The organism is Salinilacustrithrix flava, assembly GCF_041228405.1.
In the GTDB taxonomy this organism is placed as follows: Bacteria; Actinomycetota; Acidimicrobiia; order Acidimicrobiales; family Salinilacustritrichaceae; genus Salinilacustrithrix; species Salinilacustrithrix flava.
In genome coordinates this window covers 2,268,273-2,283,411 of record NZ_CP133888.1, presented here as the reverse complement: position 1 = coordinate 2,283,411, position 15,139 = coordinate 2,268,273, and the positions used below count along the sequence as shown (strand labels likewise).

The window sequence follows — 15,139 nt, the reverse complement described above, 5'->3', positions numbered from 1 at the left end:
TTCTCCTCGTGGTGGTGCGTCAGGGATGGGTCGCGCCGGAGGCGCACCCGGGTTCCTTCCACGCGACCGTCGCGCGCAGAACCCCGCGCCTCAACCCCCCTCGACGATGCGGCGCAGCGCCGGCCAGGCCGCAGCGAACCCGGCGTGCACCGGGAGCCCGTCGACCTCGTCGAGGCGGAACCAGCCCACGGCGTCGGTCTCGAAGTTGGCGCTGAAGCCGAAGCGGCCGTCCACCTCGACCACCACCGTGGTGTAGGACCAGTCGTCGGCCGGGGCGAAGACGTACTCGCCGACGAAGCGATGCGCCGGGATCTCCCCGACTTCCTCGCTGGCCTCCCGCAGGGCCGCCTCGGCCGGGGTCTCCCCCTCGTCGAGTGCCCCGCCGGACACCGACCAGGTCCCGCCCTCGTGGGCCCACTGCGAGCGCTTCTGCAGCAACACGTGGACGCCGTCGGCCTCGCGGTGCACGAACAGCACGCCCGCCGCTCCGTACCGGCCCCAGCGGACGTGGCCGTCGCCGCAGCGGACGAAGCCGTCGCCGCTGCCCCTCATCACGAGCGTTCCGGAGAGCTCACGCCACTCCGGGCATCGGATGGCGGCTCCGCCGCCGAAAACGAACCGTGCTCATGGGTCCCCTCGCCTGGCGGCTCGGCTCCTGGAGACCGTCCCGTCCCGAAGCCCTCGGGGTTCTCCCGCTGCCAGCGCCAGTGGTCGGCGCACATGTCGTCGAGCGTGCGCGAGGACGACCACCCGAGCAGCTCCGTGGCCAGCGCCGTGTCGGCGAACACGCAGGGGGCGTCGCCGGTCCGTCGCCCCACCACCTCGTGGGGGATCTCGTGCCCGACGGCCCGTTCGGCGGCCGACAGCACCTCGAGGACCGACGAGCCCGTGCCGGTGCCGACGTTCACGGCCCGGCAGCCCTCGACGCGAGGTAGGGCCCGCAGGGCGGCGAGGTGGGCGTCGGCCAGGTCGACCACGTGGATGTAGTCGCGGATGCAGGTGCCGTCGGGGGTGTCGTAGTCGTCGCCGAACACCCGCAGCCGGTCGTGGCGTCCCACCGCGACCTGCATGATGAACGGCATCAGGTTGTTGGGGAGGCCGGCCGGGTCCTCCCCGATGCGGCCGCTGGCGTGGGCACCGACCGGGTTGAAGTAACGCAGCAGCGCGATGCGCCAGGGCGAGCGACCCTCGAGCGCACCCGCGGCGGCGACGTCGCGCAGGAGCTCCTCGATGAACAGCTTCGTGCGGCCGTAGGGGTTGATGGCGCCGACCGGGGCGGCCTCGGTGATGGGCACCTCGTCGGGCACGCCGTAGACGGTGCAGCTGGACGAGAAGACCAGGTCGCGCACCCCGGCGGCCTCCATCGCCTTCACCAGGTTCGTGGTGCCGACCAGGTTGTGGTCGTAGTACGCGATGGGCTGCTCGACGGACTCCCCCACCGCCTTGCGCCCGGCGAAGTGGATCACGGAGTCCACCGGGTCGTCCCGCAGGAGCGCCTCGATCGCGGCGCCGTCGCGCAGGTCGAGCACGTGGAACGTGAGGCGAGGATCGTCGTCGGCGAGGCCGGCGAGCTCGCGCACCCGGTCGATGGCGACGGGTGAGGCGTTGTCGAGGTTGTCGACCACGACCACCCGCGACCCGGCCTCGAGCAGCTGCACGCAGGTGTGGGAGCCGATGTAGCCGGCTCCCCCCGTGACGAGGACGGTGCCGGTGGGCGCGGGGTCGACCATGGCGGCCGAGCCTACGGCTGCTGCGCGAGCGCTCCGTGCTGGGTGCGGGACCGGACGAGGAGCAGCGCGAGCAGGGCCCCGGCGACGCCGGTGAGGACGAAGTGGACCGGGCCGAGGCCGTCACGCACCCCGGTCACGCCGAGCCAGGCCAGGACCATGCCGGCGAACGGGCTCAGCAGGAGCACCCGCCGGGGGCTGTAGGTCATCTGCCCCCGGGCGACCTGGGCGAACTCGAGGCCGGCTGCGATCGTCAGCGCGAGCACCAGGCCGAAGTCGCCGGCCTGCAGGGAGTCGCGCCAGGGCGACACCAGCAACGCCACGGCCGGGACGAAGCCCACGAGCATCGCCGAGCACCGGCGGCACACGTGCGCCCGCCCGACGCGCACGCAGCGGTCGGCCTCGTGCTCGGAGTGGTGCGACAGCCAGACGGGGTGCAGCGACGTGCTCACCCGTCCTGCATCGGCACCAGTGCGGTCCATCTGAAGCGTTCTGGCAGCAGCCACGGAACACGACCCCAGCTCCGGACGGGACCGGCAGCGGACATGTCGTTCCGTGCTCGCTGCCAGAACTACCCCAGCTTGTCGTGGAGGAACTTGGTGACCTTGGGCCAGATCTCGGCGACCTTCTCGGGCTGCTGGGTGCCGAGCGCGTTGTGCGGCGCCATGAATGCGTGGCCGGTGCCCTCGTGGACGGTGATCTCGACGTCCTTGCCGAGGCTCAGCAGGTGGGCCTCGAGCGCAGCGGCCTGGTCCGGCGGGAAGAAGTCGTCGTGCTCGGCCATGTGGCCCTGGATCGACGCCTCGATCTTCGACAGGTCGGCGGGGCCGTCCTCGATGGGCGGGAAGCCGTAGAAGGGCACGGCCGCCTTCACCTTGTCCGGGCGCTCGGCGGCGAGCACGAACGTGAGCATGCCGCCCATGCAGAACCCGACCACGCCGATGCCGTCGCCGGTGGTGGCCTGGTGGTCGGCGAGGAAGTCGACAGCGCCGCTCATGTCCCGGGCGGCCCGGTCGATGGGCAGGCTCTGCATGAGCTCGCCGGCCTTGTCCATCTCGTCGTGGGCGGCCAGCTCGCCGTGGTACAGGTCGGGCGCCAGCGCGACGAAGCCGGCCGCCGCCAGGCGATCAGCCATCTCCTTGGTGCCCGAATCGAGGCCCCACCACTCCTGGACCACGATCACGCCCGGGCCGGTGCCCGATTCGGGCAGGACCAGGTAGCCCCGTGCGTCGTTGCCGTTGCTCGCGAACTCAACCATCTCAGCCATGGGTCGGAACCTACCCCCGATCGGAAATCTCGTGGATCGGTCACCACCGGTGGGGCGTATCCACGAGATTTTCCCTGGGGTGGCGGGGCAGGATCCGGTCGTGCAGATCGCCATCGCCCTGTTCCCCCGCCTCACCGCGCTCGACGCCATCGGCCCCTACGAGGTGCTCCAGCGCCTGCCGGATGCCACCGTGACCTTCGTGGGCGAGCAGACCGGCGAGGTGCGCAGCGAGAACGGCTTCCTCGGCCTCCGCGTCGATGCCACCTTCGACGACGTGCCGGACCCCGACGTCGTGGTCGTGCCGGGCGGCGTGGGCACCCGGGCGCTGATGGCCGAGGGATCCGCCATCCACGACTGGCTGCGCACCGCCCACGAGACCAGCCGCTTCACCACCTCGGTGTGCACCGGTTCGCTGGTGCTCGGCGCCGCCGGCCTGCTCGACGGCCTCACCGCCACCACGCACTGGAGCGCCTACGACATCCTGCGCAAGACCGGCGCCGAGCCAGCCGGCCAGCGCGTGGTCGAGCACCTCGATCGGCGCATCATCACCGCCGCCGGGGTGTCCGCCGGCATCGACATGGCGCTCCGCCTCGCCGAGCTGCTGGTGGACGCCGACGCAGCGCGGGCGATGCAGCTGATGATCGAGTACGACCCGCAGCCACCGTTCGACGCCGGGAGCGTGGACAAGGCCGGCGAGGCGGTCATGGCCCGGCTGACGGAGTACTCCGCCACCAAGGACTGACCGCTCGAGAGCACCCTGCGCCGTTCCGCAGCGGCTGCCAGGTCGTCAGGCGTCGGGCGGGTTGCTGCGGTCCGACGGCGACACGACGACCACGATCGTGGCACCGCAGCGGCGCAGCAGGCGCTCCACGGTGTGGCCGAGGAAGAGGCGACCGTCGACGTCGCGACGGGTGGCACCCACGATGACCAGGTCGGTCTCGTGCAGCTCGACCAGCTGGAGGATGCCGGCAGCGGTGGATTCGGCGTCGGTGATCGCGGTGATGGCGCGGGCGCCCACGGTGGCGGCCCGTGCGGCGGCGTCGTCGAGCATCTGCTGACCGGCGATGCGCGTGGTGTCCCCGCCCCGGTGGAGCACGTCGGGACCGCCCCACCGGCGGGTCCGACGGACGTTGCCCTCGTCGGGCTCCTCGCCGCCGTCGTGGTGCACGACGTGGGTGAGGATCGCCTCGGTGCCGATCGCCCCGCTGATGGCCAGGCCCACCTCCTGCGCCGCGATCGACGACGGCGTCCCGGTGACCGGGATGAGGACGCGTCCGTAGGCCGGTGGCAGGCGGCTGGTGACGTCGAGGCCGCGCCGGACGACGGTGACGGGCACCGGGCTGCGCAGGGCGAGCTCCTCCGCGATGGGGGAGAGCACGCGGTCGCCGTCGGGGGACGACGTGCCGATGACGGCGGTGCCGTACCCGAGCCGGAGCTCCTCGACGAGCGCGTCGACGACGTCGTCGTCGCCGAGGAGGCGTCGCTCCACGCTGCGCAGGTGCAGCACGTCCTCGAGCACCCGCAGGTTCGGCGCGTCGCCGGTGGCGTCGACGGTGGCGAGGGTGACCCCGACCTCCTTGGGCCAGGCGAGGTCGACCAGCTGGGCCGCCATGATCGAGTTCATGCCACCCCGCGTGGGGATCAGCACCGGCTCGTTGCGCACGATGATGTTGGCGGCGAGCGTCTCCTCGCGCAGGAGGCGCTCCTGCTCCTCGTCCGTGCCAGCCCAACCGGAGAGCACCCGGCGCAGCAGGGGCGGCGCTGCCATGGAGGTCGCCAGCGCCATGAGCACGATGACCGTGTAGGACGCCTGGTTCAGCACCCCCAGGGACAGGCCGACGGTGGCGATGACGATCTCGAGGGCGCCGCGGGCGTTGAGGCCGATGCCGAGGGCGGCGCCCTCCCGGTTGGGCAGGCCGGCGATCTTGGCGGCGACGATCGAACCCGCGAACTTGGCCAAGCTGGCGGCGGCGAGGACGATGCCGGCCCAGAGCAGCACCTCCGGGTCGCCGAGCAGGCCGAGGTCGACGCGCAGGCCGGCGGTGGCGAAGAACACGGGGGCGAGGAAGGTCGTGGTGAGCGACTCGATGGGCTCGATCGTCTTGTGGTTGCGCAGGCGACTGCGGCCGAGGAGCACGCCGGCGACGAAGGCGCCGAGCACGGCCTCCACGCCGAGCCACTGGGTGATGGCGCCGGCGGCGAGGGCGAAGAGGATCACGAGGCCGGTGGCGGCATGCACCGGGGCCCGGGCGACCAGCAGCAGCTTGAGGCCCCAGTCGAGCGCCCGCTGGCCGATCGTGAAGGCGAGGCCGAAGAACAGCGCCAGGCCGGCGAGCGTGGTGAGGATGGCGCCGATCTCGATCGAGCCCGCCTGGGCCAGGCCGGCGACGATGCCGAGCAGCACCCAGCCGACGACGTCGTTGGCCATGCCGGCGGCCAGCGTGAGCTGGCCGAAGTCGCGGCGCATGAAGCCCATCTCGCTGAGGATCTTGGCGATCACCGGCAGCGAGGAGATCGACAGCGCGGCGGCCAGGAACAGTGCGAAGACCGTGCGGTCACCGGACTCGCCCAGGAAGAGCGACGGCATCACGAGGCCGACGCCGAGCCCGAAGACCATGGGGACGACGAGGCTGCCGGTGGACACGATGCCCGCTGCGCGGCCGAGCCGTCGGATGAGGGCCAGGTCGGTCTCGTAGCCGGTGACCACGAGCAGCATCACCACGCCGAGCCACGCGACGGTGAAGAGCATGGCGGTCTGGACGTCGTCGGCCGGGAAGAGCCACTCGAACGCGTCCGGTGCGAGGCGGCCGAGCACGGATGGCCCGAGGACGATGCCCGCCGCGAGCTCGCCGATGACCGCGGGCTGGCCGACCTTGCGAGCGAGGAGACCAAGCCCCCGGGCCAGGGCGACCACGACGACGAGGCCGACCCAGAAGATCAGCAGCTCGTGCTCGCCGGGCGGGTTGAGGTTCATGCTCGGGGCCTCGCGGAGGTCGGGTACCCGACGGCGGTGGTCGACGGGTCGGTCGGCATCGGGCGCGAAGGCTAACTGGCCCCGGCCCGCTCGCTACCCCGGACCTGGATGGGGGTGTGTGGTGCGCGGCATGGTGGATGTGCCACCGTCGGGGCCGGCGTCCCCCAGCCACGCCGCCTCCCCATGACCGTGACCATCCCCGGAGATGCGCTGCGTTGATCGCGACGCTCTCCCTCCACCTCGCCATCGGAATCGGGATCCTCCTCGCAGCACCGGTGCTGCGCAGATGGGCCGCGCCCCTCGCGGCCGTCCCGTCGCTGGCCAGCCTGGCCTTCGCCATGACCATCGCCCCCGACGTGCTCGACGGGGAGCCGTGGACGGCCACCTTCACGTGGGTGCCCGGCCTGGACCTGTCCGTCGACCTGTTCGTCGACGGGCTGGGGCTCGTCATGATCCTGCTGGTCTCGGGCATCGGTCTCGCCATCGCCGCATACTCGGGCTCGTACTTCGCCCCCAACGCCACCGCGGCCCGCACGGCCGGCCTGCTCGTGCTGTTCGCCGGCGCCATGCTCGGCCTCGTCACCGCCGAGCACGTGGTGATCCTCTACCTGTTCTGGGAGCTCACGTCGATCCTGTCGTGGCTGCTCATCGGCCAGCGCCACACCGACGCCGCGGCCCGGGCCGCGGCCACCCACGCTCTCGTGCTCACCGGCTCGGGCGGGCTCGCCCTGCTCGGTGGCCTGGTCATCCTGGCCCGGGAGGCCGGCACCTGGTCGGTCGTCGAGCTGCTCGCCGACCCGCCCGGGGGAACGGCAGCCGGCGTCGGCCTCGGGCTCGTGGTGCTCGGCATCGTGACCAAGTCGGCGCAGTACCCGTTCCACGCCTGGCTCCCGGGGGCGATGGTCGCCCCCACGCCGGTGAGCGCCTACCTGCACTCGGCCACCATGGTGAAGGCGGGCATCTACCTCGCCCTCCGCCTGGCCCCCGCATTCGTCCACCTCGACGCATGGCAGCCCGTGGTCCTCACGATCGGTCTGCTCACGATGGTCGCCGGCGGCCTGCGCGCCATCCGCCAGGACGACCTCAAGCTGCTGCTCGCCTTCGGCACCGTGAGCCAGCTCGGGTTCCTGTTCGTGCTCACGGGCGCCGGGTTCGAGTACGCCACCATCGCCGGCGTCACGCTCCTGGTCGCCCACGCCCTGTTCAAGGCCACGCTGTTCCTGGTCGTGGGCATCGTCGACCACCAGGCCCACACCCGCGACCGCCACGAGCTGGCCGAGCTGCGCCTCGGCACCGGGTGGGGCCCGGTGCGGGTGTGCGCCGTGCTGACCGCGGCGTCGATGGCCGGCGTCCCGCTGATGGCCGGCTTCATCGCCAAGGAGGAGGCCTACGCCGCCTTCATCTACGAGGGCGGCACCGTCGGCCTGGTCGGGATCGTCGGCATCGTCACCGGCTCGATCCTGACGATGGCCTACAGCCTCCGCTTCGCCTCCGTCTTCTGGCGGCGGAGCGACCGGAACGACGCCGACGTGAAGTCGCCGTCCTGGACCTTCGGTGCGCCGGTGTACGTGCTCACCGCCCTCACCATCGGCATCGGCCTCGTGCCCGCGCCGATCATCGGCGACCTGGTGGACGTCGCCTCCGGCGACCTGCTCGGCGCCGAGGTGGCATCCGAGCTGGCCCTGTGGCACGGCGTGAACACCGCCCTCGTCCTGTCGGTGCTCACCATCGCGGCCGGCGTCCTGCTGTGGCGCCTCACCGACCCCTTCGTCCGCCTCACCGGCCGGGCTGCCCCGCCGATCGACGGCTACCGCGCCTTCCAGATCGGGCTCGAGGGCCTCTTCACCCTGGCCCGCGTCACCACCACCCGGATCCAGACCGGCTCGCTCCCCCGCTACATCGCCATCATCTTGATGGTCGTGGTCGGTGGGCCGGCCCTGGTCGCCCTGACCACCACGTCGCTGCCCGACCTGGCCGATCCGCTGGACGTGCCCGTGCAGCTGGCGCTCGCCGGGTTCATCGCCGGCGCCGCGCTCGCCACCATCTTCGTACCCCGGCGCCTCGGGGCGGTCGTGGTCCTCGGCGGCGTGGGCTACGGGATGGCCGGCCTGTTCGTCGCCCAGGGTGCGCCCGACCTCGCGCTCACCCAGTTCGCCATCGAGACGCTCACGATCGTCGCCTTCGTCCTCGTGCTCCGCCAGCTGCCGGCCCGCTTCAGCCGCAGCGACGACCGCGCCGGCCAGATCCGCCGCATGGGCGCCGCCGCGGTCGTCGGGGTGGGGGCCTTCGTGCTCGTGCTGGCCGTCAGCGGCACCGACCCGACCACGCCGGCGTCGGACCTCGCCGTGGCCCAGGCGCTGCCCGAGGCCGAGGGCCGCAACATCGTCAACGTCATCCTCGTGGACTTCCGCGGCCTCGACACGCTGGGCGAGATCGCCGTGCTCCTCGTCGCCGCCGTGGGCGTCACCACCCTGGCCCGCGTCGGTCGGCGACCACCGCGCACCGGCGTCCCGCCGCTCCCGGAGGTCGACCCGCTCGACCCGACCACGATGGACAAGGACGCCCGCACGTGAAGCGGTCCGTGATCGTCGACGTCACCGCCCGGCTGATCCTGCCGTCCGCGCTGCTGTTCGCCCTGCACCTGCTGCTCTCCGGCCACGACCGGCCCGGCGGCGGCTTCGTCGGTGGCCTCGTCGCAGGCGCCACCATCGCGCTGATCTTCGTGGCCGGCGGCATGGAGGACGTGCGCTCGGTCGTGCCCGTGCGGCCCTGGACGATCCTCGGCGGTGGGCTGGCCGTCGCCGCCTCCGTGGCGACGGTGCCGATCCTGCTCGGCAACCCGGTCATGGACAACTGGAAGTTCTACGTCGACCTGCCGCTGCTCGGTGAGGCCAAGATCAGCAGCGCCCTGGTGTTCGACATCGGCGTGGCGGCCGTGGTGATCGGCACGATCTTCATGGTGTTCGAGGCCTTCGGCGACGAGGAGCCCCCCGAGTACCGGGGCGAGGTCCGCCAGGGGCCCGGCAGCGGCCAGCACCCGGAGGTCGGGTCGTGACCACCGTCTTCGCCGCCCTGGCCGGGGCCCTGTTCGCCACCGGCACCTACCTGGTGCTCCAGCGCGAGCTCACCCGCATGCTCATCGGGCTCGCCCTGCTCAGCCACGGCGCCAACGTCGTGCTCCTCGTCGCCGCGGGCGACCCCGGGCGGCCGGCGTTCCTCGACGGCCGCGACGAGCCCTCGGCGTTCCTCGACCCGCTCCCCCAGGCCTTCGCGCTCACCGCCATCGTCATCACCTTCGGCGTCACGTGCTTCCTCCTCGCCCTCGCCTACCGGAGCTGGGTGCTCACCCAGGACGACACGGTGCAGGACGACCCCGAGGACGTGCGCGTCCGCGAGGAGCCCGACGCCGACATCGAGCGCTCCGGTGCCGACCAGCCGACGATCGAGGCACAGGACCGATGACCCCCTGGATCGCCCTCCCCGCGGTGCTGCCGCTGCTGGCCGCTGCTGCGTCCGTGCTGGTCGGGCGGTCCCGCGCGGCGCAGCGCATCATCGGGCTGGGGACGCTGACCGCGCTGCTCGGCCTCGCCGTCCGCCTCCTCATCGAGACCGACCGCAACGACGTCATGACCACCCAGGCCGGCGGCTGGGTCGCGCCCCTGGGCATCACCTTCGTCGCCGATCGCCTCTCCGCCATCATGCTGCTGGTCGCGATCGGCATGTTCCTGGCCGTGCTCGTCTACGCCATCGGCCAGGGCGACGAGGAGAGCCGCCACGTCGGGTTCCACCCCGTGTACCTCACGCTGGTCGCAGGCGTCTGCATGGCGTTCCTCACCGGCGACCTGTTCAACCTGTTCGTCGCGTTCGAGGTCCTCCTGGTCTCCAGCTACGTGCTGCTCACCCTCGGCGGACGCCTCGCCCAGGTCCGGGCCGGGACGACCTACGTGGTCATCAGCCTGCTCGCCTCCATCACGTTCCTCATGTCGCTCGGGCTGCTCTACCGGGCCACCGGCACGGTGAACCTGGCCGACCTGCCGGCGGCGATGGAGGCCCTCGACCCCGCGCTGCGCCGCGTCTTCCTCCTGCTCTTCCTCGGCGTGTTCGGCATCAAGGCCGCCATCTTCCCCCTGTTCTTCTGGCTTCCCGACAGCTACCCCAACGCCCCGACCGCGATCACGGCCGTGTTCGCGGGCCTGCTCACCAAGGTCGGCGTGTACGCCATGATCCGCATCCAGACCACGATCGGGCCCGACGACACGGTCGTGGGCACCGTGCTGCTCGTGGTCGCCGCGCTCACCATGGTGATCGGCGTCTTCGGCGCGATCTCCCAGCAGGAGATCAAGCGGATCCTGTCGTTCCACGCGGTCAGCCAGATCGGCTACATGGTCTTCGGCCTCGGGCTGCTCACCGTCGCCGGCCTGGCCGCGGCGATCCTCTACATCGCGCAGTACATCGTCGTGAAGACCACGCTGTTCCTCACCGGCGGGCTGGTCGAGCGGGCCTCGGGCACCGGCCACCTCGACCGGGTCGACGGCATGCTGCGCACCCGTCCGCTGCTCGGCATGCTCTTCCTGCTGCCGGCGCTGAGCCTGGCAGGCGTCCCGCCGCTGTCGGGCTTCGTGGGCAAGTTCGCCCTCGTCGATGCCGGCGTCGACTCCCGGAGCTGGGTGCTCGTGGGTGTGAGCTTGGCGGTGAGCATCATGACGCTGCTGTCGATGAACAAGATCTGGGCCGGCGCGTTCATGGGCGAGCCGACCGCCAACGCCGAGGCAACCCGCCCGCTGCCGACCGCGATGGTGGTCGCCACCGGCGTGCTGGTGGCGGTCAGCATCGGCATCGCCCTCGGCGCCGGACCGATCTACGCCTACGCCGAGCGGGCCGCAGAGACCCTGCTGCCACTGGCCGGGAGCAGCGCCCCATGAGCTTCATCGGCCCCACCATCTGGCTGACCGCCCTCTGGATGATCCTGTGGCGCAGCACCACGCCGGGCACCGTCGTCACCGGCATCGTCCTCGCGGTCGCCCTCACCTGGGCGGTGCGACGGTCCGACGTCCACCGGCGCCACCACCGGGTGCACCTGCTCCCCCTGCTGCGGTTCTTCGGGCACATGGCCGTCGCCCTCGTGAAGTCCAACATCGCGCTCGGCTTCGAGGTCCTCACCCCGACCGACTACACCACGCCCGGCCTGCTCGAGGTCCGCCTGCCCACCTGCTCCGAGCTGGTGCTCACCGTCATCGCCAACAGCATCACCCTGACGCCGGGCACCATGACCCTCGAGCTCCGACCGGAGACGTCCACGTTGCTGGTGCACGTGCTGCACCTGCGCGACGTGGACGCCGCCCGCGACGAGATCCTCGAGCTGCACCGGTTGGTCAGCGCCGCCCTCGTCCCGGTGGCAACTCCCGACGAGCGAGGAGCCGAGCTCACGTGATCGTCGCCACGTTCGTGCTGCTCTCCTGCGCCGCCGCGCTCTTCGCGTACCGCGCCGTGCGGGGCCCCTCCATCGTCGACCGGGTCGTCGCGGTCGACGGCCTCGTCATCATCGCCATCGGCGCGATCGCCGCGGACGCCGTCCGCTACGACGACGCCCGGTTCGCCGACGCCGCCATCCTGCTCGCCATCATCGCCTTCGTCGGCACCGGCATCGTGGCCCGATTCATCGAACGCCGGGGAGGTTGACCGTGGACGTCGTCGCCGACGTGATCATGCTGGCCGGGGCCCTGTGGTTCCTCCTCGCCGGGCTGGGCGTCGCCCGGTTGGGCGACTCGCTCGCCCGGGTCCATGCCGCCACCAAGGCCACCACCCTCGGGATGATGCTGGTCGTGCTCGGCGCGGCGCTGCAGCTCCCCCTGGACGACGGGCTGCGCATCGCGCTGGCCATCTTCCTCATCGCCCTCACCAACCCCCTCGGCGGCCACCTGCTGGGCCGCGCGGTGGAGGCCAACCCGGGCACGGCCGAGATGCGCATCGACGTCCGGGCGACGCTGGACGACGACGGCAACGACGAGGGCACCGAGCCGGAGCCCGAGCACTAGCGCCGCGAACGACGGGCTTCGGCGTGCTCGAGGGTGGTGTTGGTGCCGAGGGCGTTGACCTGGACCCCGTGACGGGCCACCTCGGCCGCCACGTTGCGGACGAGGTGCGTGGCGCCGGCCCGGACCGCCGAGTAGAGCGGCGCCCCGGACGTGACCCGGTTCCCGGCCGCGCTCGTGAGCAGCAGGACCTGCCCGCTGCCCTGCTCGACCATCGGCGCGACCACCGCGCGCAGGAAGTGGTACGGCGCCTCGAGGCAGCCGGCGACGACGGCGCTCAGGTCCTCCACCGAGGACTCGAGGAACCGGCCCGTGACGACCCGCCCGCTGAAGGCGGCAGCCGCATCGATGCGCCCGAAGCGGTCCAGCGCGGCATCGACCAGCCGGGACGAGGCGGCCGGGTCGGTGAGGTCGGCCACACCCTCGACGACGGCCACCGTGGCCCCGCTGCCTCGAGGTCGTCGACGAGCCCGGGTTCGGGGTCACCGACGACCAGGTCGTGGCCCTGCTCTCGCGTCGCTGGTGGTTGCTCCCGGCATGGCTAGCAGTCAGCCGGTGGCCGGGTCGGCTCCGGTGCGCCGGACCCAGAGCGCGTGCCCGGCAGCCGAGAGGGCGGCGGCGAGGGGCACGAAGAGCAGGGCGCCGGCGATGCCCCACAGGGCCGCCCCGGCGGTGACGGCGATCAGCACGACTGCAGGGTGGAGCGGGATGGTGCGACCCATGATCCACGGCTCGATCACATTGTTGCCGATCTGCTGCACGACGACGACCAGTGCGACCGTCAGCGCAGCGGTGGCGAACCCACCGGAGCTGTAGGCGACGGCGACGGCGACGGCCCCGGCCACGAAGGCCCCGATGGTCGGGATGTAGGACGCCACGAACTGCAGGACGGCAAGGGTGATGACGAGCGGCACGCCGAGCAGCACCAGGCCGACGGCGATCCCCACGGCATCGAACGCCGCGACCACGGTCAGACCCCGGACGTAGGCGCCGACCGTGCCCCACGCGGCACGCGCTGCCGCGTCGACGTCGTCCCTGGCCCGGCCGCGCAGCTTGGTCACGAACCACTCCCAAATCGAGGCCCCGTCCTTGAGGAACAGGAAGGTGAGGGCGAGGCTCAGGAAGAGGCCGAACAGCACCTCACTGCCGAGCCGCAACAGCTCCGTCGCGTCGGGGACGATGCTCGATGACCCAGACCCCGAACCCTCACCGGAGCCGCCCATGGCCGGCAGCTCCAGACCGAACCGGTCCTCGATGTCCTGCGCCGCCGAGCGCAGGTCCTGCTGCAGCACCGGCAGCTGGTCGTTCAGGCGGACGCCGACCCCGCCCACCATGCCGACCACGAGGATCACCATGGCCAGCACCGCCAGCAGCGGCGCGACCCAGCTCGGCCACCCCCGCCGGTCGACGCGCGCCACCACCGGGTGCAGCACGCCGGTGGCGAGCAGCGCGACGAGGACCGGCAGCAGCGCGACCGTCAGCTTCTGTGCCAGCTCGGCGAGACCCCACACCACGAGCCCCGCGCCGACGAGGTACCACATCGTTCCGCCGATCGTGCGGAGCCAGTTGGGTACCGACGGAGCGGTGGAGGACGGATCGGGCGCCATGTCCGCCACTTACCCCGAAGCCGCTCCTCGTCAGCTCGGGTGGTCGCCGGCGGCCACCCGGGCGATCGCATCGACGATCTCGCCCAGGCGCGGCGCCGGCAGATCGTGGGCCATGTCGTTGAACATGAGCAGGCGGGAGCCGGGGATGGCCTGGGCGGTGGCGATGCCACCGCTGGGCTTCACCAGCGGGTCGATCAACCCGTGCACGACGAGCGCCGGGACGGCCAGCCGGGACAGGCCCTCGGTGCGGTCGGCGCTGGCCATGACGGCCGCGGTCTGGCGGGCGACGCCGTGCGGGCGGAAGCTGCGGGCAACAGCGGCCTCGGCCAGGGGCCGGTACTCCTCCGCCCGGAAGTGGGGGCCGCTGATGCGCTGGAAGGTGGCCACGGCCTGGTCGACCGCGTTCTCCGGGGTCGGGTCGTCCCGGCGGGCGAACGCGAGCAGCACCTTGGCGGTCGCGCCGCCGCTGCCGTCGCCGGGGTTCGACATGATCGACGTGAGGCTGGCAACCCGTCGGGGATGGGCGATGGCGAGGGCCTGGGCGATCATCCCGCCCATCGAGGCACCGACGACGTGGGCGCGGTCGATGCCCAGCGCGTCGAGCAGGCCCGCCGCGTCGTCGGCCATGTCGTCGACCACGTAGCCGGTGGGCACCGGCCGGCGCAGCAGGCGACCGATGAAGGCGCGCACCGGTGACGGCGGTTCCCAGTCGCACTCGGAGCTGAGCCCGATGTCGCGGTTGTCGAAGCGGATCACGTCGAAGCCGGCATCCTCGAGCAGCTGCACCATCTCCGCCGGCCACGCGGTGAGCTGGGCGCCGAGGCCCATGATCAGCAGCAGCGGTTCGCCGGCGCCGCTCCGCTCGTACTCGAGGGTGATCCCGTTCACGTCGACCGATGGCATGGGTCCAGTGTGGCGGGACCTTCGCCTCTGTCCCGGATCGGGTGACTCGTCCTACGTTCGACCTACGCAACCGAACGATGGAAGGAGCACGCCGTGCCCGCCCACGTGACCCCTGTCCCCGTCGACGCCGACGCAGCGACGGCGTTCCTGCGATCCGGCCGTCTCGCGGTCGTCGGGGCCTCCGACGCCCGCGACAGCTTCGGTCGCACGATCTACGAGGCGCTGCGTGCGCAGGGCGTCGAGGTGGTGGCCGTCCACCCCGGGGCTGGCACGGTCGCCGGCGACGCCTGCCACCCCAGCCTCCTGGACGTCCCCGGCCAGCTCGACGGCGCCATCGTCATGGTGCCGGCCCCGGCGTCGGTCGACGTCGTGCGTCAGGTCGCAGCGCGGGGCATCCCGCGCATCTGGCTGTTCAAGGGCGTCGGTGGCCCCGGCGCCGCCAGCCCCGAGGCCATCGCGGTCGCCGAGGAGCTCGGCCTCGAGGTCGTACCCGGGGCCTGCCCGCTGATGTTCCTGGAGCCGGTCGGCCTCGTCCACCGCGTCCACCGGGTCGTGCGCCGGGCCCGAGGCCACCTGGCCTCCTCGTCGAGGTGACCTCCGTCGACGGTGACGCAAACCACCTCAAGTCC

Annotated in this window: 17 protein-coding genes; 9 read left to right on the top strand and 8 right to left on the bottom strand. The window is 72.3% G+C overall.

The features are described 5' to 3' along the window. Positions 1–90: 90 nt before the first annotated feature. From RGQ06_RS11225 to RGQ06_RS11210, 4 genes are all read right to left on the bottom strand, one after another. Complete coding sequence (locus RGQ06_RS11225) at positions 91–552, bottom strand: NUDIX domain-containing protein (protein ID WP_432428900.1); 462 nt, start codon at positions 550–552, stop codon at positions 91–93. Next, positions 552–1,730: a UDP-glucose 4-epimerase GalE gene (gene galE, locus RGQ06_RS11220; RefSeq protein ID WP_432428901.1), complete on the bottom strand. Its 1,179-nt coding sequence runs from the start codon at positions 1,728–1,730 to the stop codon at positions 552–554. Before galE ends, RGQ06_RS11225 begins: the two co-directional genes overlap by 1 nt. Positions 1,731–1,741: 11 nt before the next feature. Next, positions 1,742–2,179, bottom strand: coding sequence for a hypothetical protein (locus tag RGQ06_RS11215; RefSeq protein ID WP_432428902.1), 438 nt, complete (start codon positions 2,177–2,179; stop codon positions 1,742–1,744). Positions 2,180–2,298: 119 nt separating this feature from the next. Further along, positions 2,299–2,994, bottom strand: coding sequence for a dienelactone hydrolase family protein (locus tag RGQ06_RS11210; protein WP_432428903.1), 696 nt, complete (start codon positions 2,992–2,994; stop codon positions 2,299–2,301). Between the two features lie 100 nt (positions 2,995–3,094). On the opposite strand from RGQ06_RS11210, the gene RGQ06_RS11205 reads away from it, so the two are divergent. After that, positions 3,095–3,736 (top strand): DJ-1/PfpI family protein, encoded by a 642-nt coding sequence (locus RGQ06_RS11205; RefSeq protein ID WP_432428904.1) that lies wholly within the window; start codon positions 3,095–3,097, stop codon positions 3,734–3,736. A gap of 45 nt (positions 3,737–3,781) precedes the next feature. Here RGQ06_RS11205 and RGQ06_RS11200 read toward each other — a convergent pair whose 3' ends face one another. Beyond that, positions 3,782–5,968, bottom strand: coding sequence for a cation:proton antiporter (locus RGQ06_RS11200; RefSeq protein ID WP_432428905.1), 2,187 nt, complete (start codon positions 5,966–5,968; stop codon positions 3,782–3,784). 215 nt (positions 5,969–6,183) lie between these two features. Between RGQ06_RS11200 and mbhE the strand changes: the two genes are divergently transcribed. Genes mbhE through mnhG form a run of 7 tightly spaced genes read left to right on the top strand, consistent with a single transcriptional unit; the run spans position 6,184 to position 12,003 of the window. Continuing rightward, positions 6,184–8,541 (top strand): hydrogen gas-evolving membrane-bound hydrogenase subunit E, encoded by a 2,358-nt coding sequence (gene mbhE / locus RGQ06_RS11195; protein WP_432428906.1) that lies wholly within the window; start codon positions 6,184–6,186, stop codon positions 8,539–8,541. Then, positions 8,538–9,023, top strand: coding sequence for an MnhB domain-containing protein (locus tag RGQ06_RS11190; protein ID WP_432428907.1), 486 nt, complete (start codon positions 8,538–8,540; stop codon positions 9,021–9,023). The genes mbhE and RGQ06_RS11190 overlap by 4 nt, the downstream gene beginning before the upstream one ends. Continuing rightward, entirely contained in the window at positions 9,020–9,430 is a 411-nt protein-coding gene (locus RGQ06_RS11185) for an NADH-quinone oxidoreductase subunit K (protein WP_432428908.1), read from the top strand. The genes RGQ06_RS11190 and RGQ06_RS11185 overlap by 4 nt, the downstream gene beginning before the upstream one ends. Beyond that, positions 9,427–10,890, top strand: coding sequence for a proton-conducting transporter membrane subunit (locus RGQ06_RS11180; RefSeq protein ID WP_432428909.1), 1,464 nt, complete (start codon positions 9,427–9,429; stop codon positions 10,888–10,890). Before RGQ06_RS11185 ends, RGQ06_RS11180 begins: the two co-directional genes overlap by 4 nt. Next, entirely contained in the window at positions 10,887–11,399 is a 513-nt protein-coding gene (locus RGQ06_RS11175) for a Na+/H+ antiporter subunit E (RefSeq protein WP_432428910.1), read from the top strand. The genes RGQ06_RS11180 and RGQ06_RS11175 overlap by 4 nt, the downstream gene beginning before the upstream one ends. Further along, positions 11,396–11,647, top strand: coding sequence for a monovalent cation/H+ antiporter complex subunit F (locus tag RGQ06_RS11170; RefSeq protein ID WP_432428911.1), 252 nt, complete (start codon positions 11,396–11,398; stop codon positions 11,645–11,647). Before RGQ06_RS11175 ends, RGQ06_RS11170 begins: the two co-directional genes overlap by 4 nt. A gap of 2 nt (positions 11,648–11,649) precedes the next feature. Continuing rightward, a complete protein-coding gene (mnhG, locus tag RGQ06_RS11165; RefSeq protein WP_432428912.1) occupies positions 11,650–12,003 on the top strand; it encodes a monovalent cation/H(+) antiporter subunit G in 354 nt (117 codons plus the stop codon). On the opposite strand, the gene RGQ06_RS11160 is transcribed toward mnhG, so the two are convergent. From RGQ06_RS11160 to RGQ06_RS11150, 3 genes are all read right to left on the bottom strand, one after another. Next, on the bottom strand, positions 12,000–12,437 hold the full coding sequence (locus tag RGQ06_RS11160) for an SDR family NAD(P)-dependent oxidoreductase (protein WP_432428913.1): 438 nt from the start codon (positions 12,435–12,437) through the stop codon (positions 12,000–12,002). The genes mnhG and RGQ06_RS11160 overlap by 4 nt on opposite strands. A 111-nt stretch (positions 12,438–12,548) precedes the next feature. Continuing rightward, a complete protein-coding gene (locus tag RGQ06_RS11155; protein WP_432428914.1) occupies positions 12,549–13,607 on the bottom strand; it encodes an AI-2E family transporter in 1,059 nt (352 codons plus the stop codon). 30 nt (positions 13,608–13,637) lie between these two features. Next, positions 13,638–14,510, bottom strand: a complete 873-nt coding sequence (locus RGQ06_RS11150) for an alpha/beta fold hydrolase (RefSeq protein WP_432428915.1) — start codon at positions 14,508–14,510, stop codon at positions 13,638–13,640. A 93-nt stretch (positions 14,511–14,603) separates the two neighbouring features. On the opposite strand from RGQ06_RS11150, the gene RGQ06_RS11145 reads away from it, so the two are divergent. After that, positions 14,604–15,104 (top strand): CoA-binding protein, encoded by a 501-nt coding sequence (locus RGQ06_RS11145; protein WP_432428916.1) that lies wholly within the window; start codon positions 14,604–14,606, stop codon positions 15,102–15,104. The last annotated feature ends 35 nt before the right edge of the window (positions 15,105–15,139 follow it).

Bases quoted from the DNA above. Each gene is read 5' to 3' on its own strand.
- RGQ06_RS11150 (WP_432428915.1), bottom strand. From the start codon at position 14,510: ATGCCATCGGTCGACGTGAACGGGATCACCCTCGAGTACGAGCGGAGC.
- RGQ06_RS11175 (WP_432428910.1), top strand. From the start codon at position 10,887: ATGAGCTTCATCGGCCCCACCATCTGGCTGACCGCCCTCTGGATGATC.
- RGQ06_RS11155 (WP_432428914.1), bottom strand. From the start codon at position 13,607: ATGGCGCCCGATCCGTCCTCCACCGCTCCGTCGGTACCCAACTGGCTC.
- RGQ06_RS11225 (WP_432428900.1), bottom strand. From the start codon at position 552: ATGAGGGGCAGCGGCGACGGCTTCGTCCGCTGCGGCGACGGCCACGTC.
- galE (WP_432428901.1), bottom strand. From the start codon at position 1,730: ATGGTCGACCCCGCGCCCACCGGCACCGTCCTCGTCACGGGGGGAGCC.
- RGQ06_RS11210 (WP_432428903.1), bottom strand. From the start codon at position 2,994: ATGGCTGAGATGGTTGAGTTCGCGAGCAACGGCAACGACGCACGGGGC.
- RGQ06_RS11200 (WP_432428905.1), bottom strand. From the start codon at position 5,968: ATGAACCTCAACCCGCCCGGCGAGCACGAGCTGCTGATCTTCTGGGTC.
- RGQ06_RS11180 (WP_432428909.1), top strand. From the start codon at position 9,427: ATGACCCCCTGGATCGCCCTCCCCGCGGTGCTGCCGCTGCTGGCCGCT.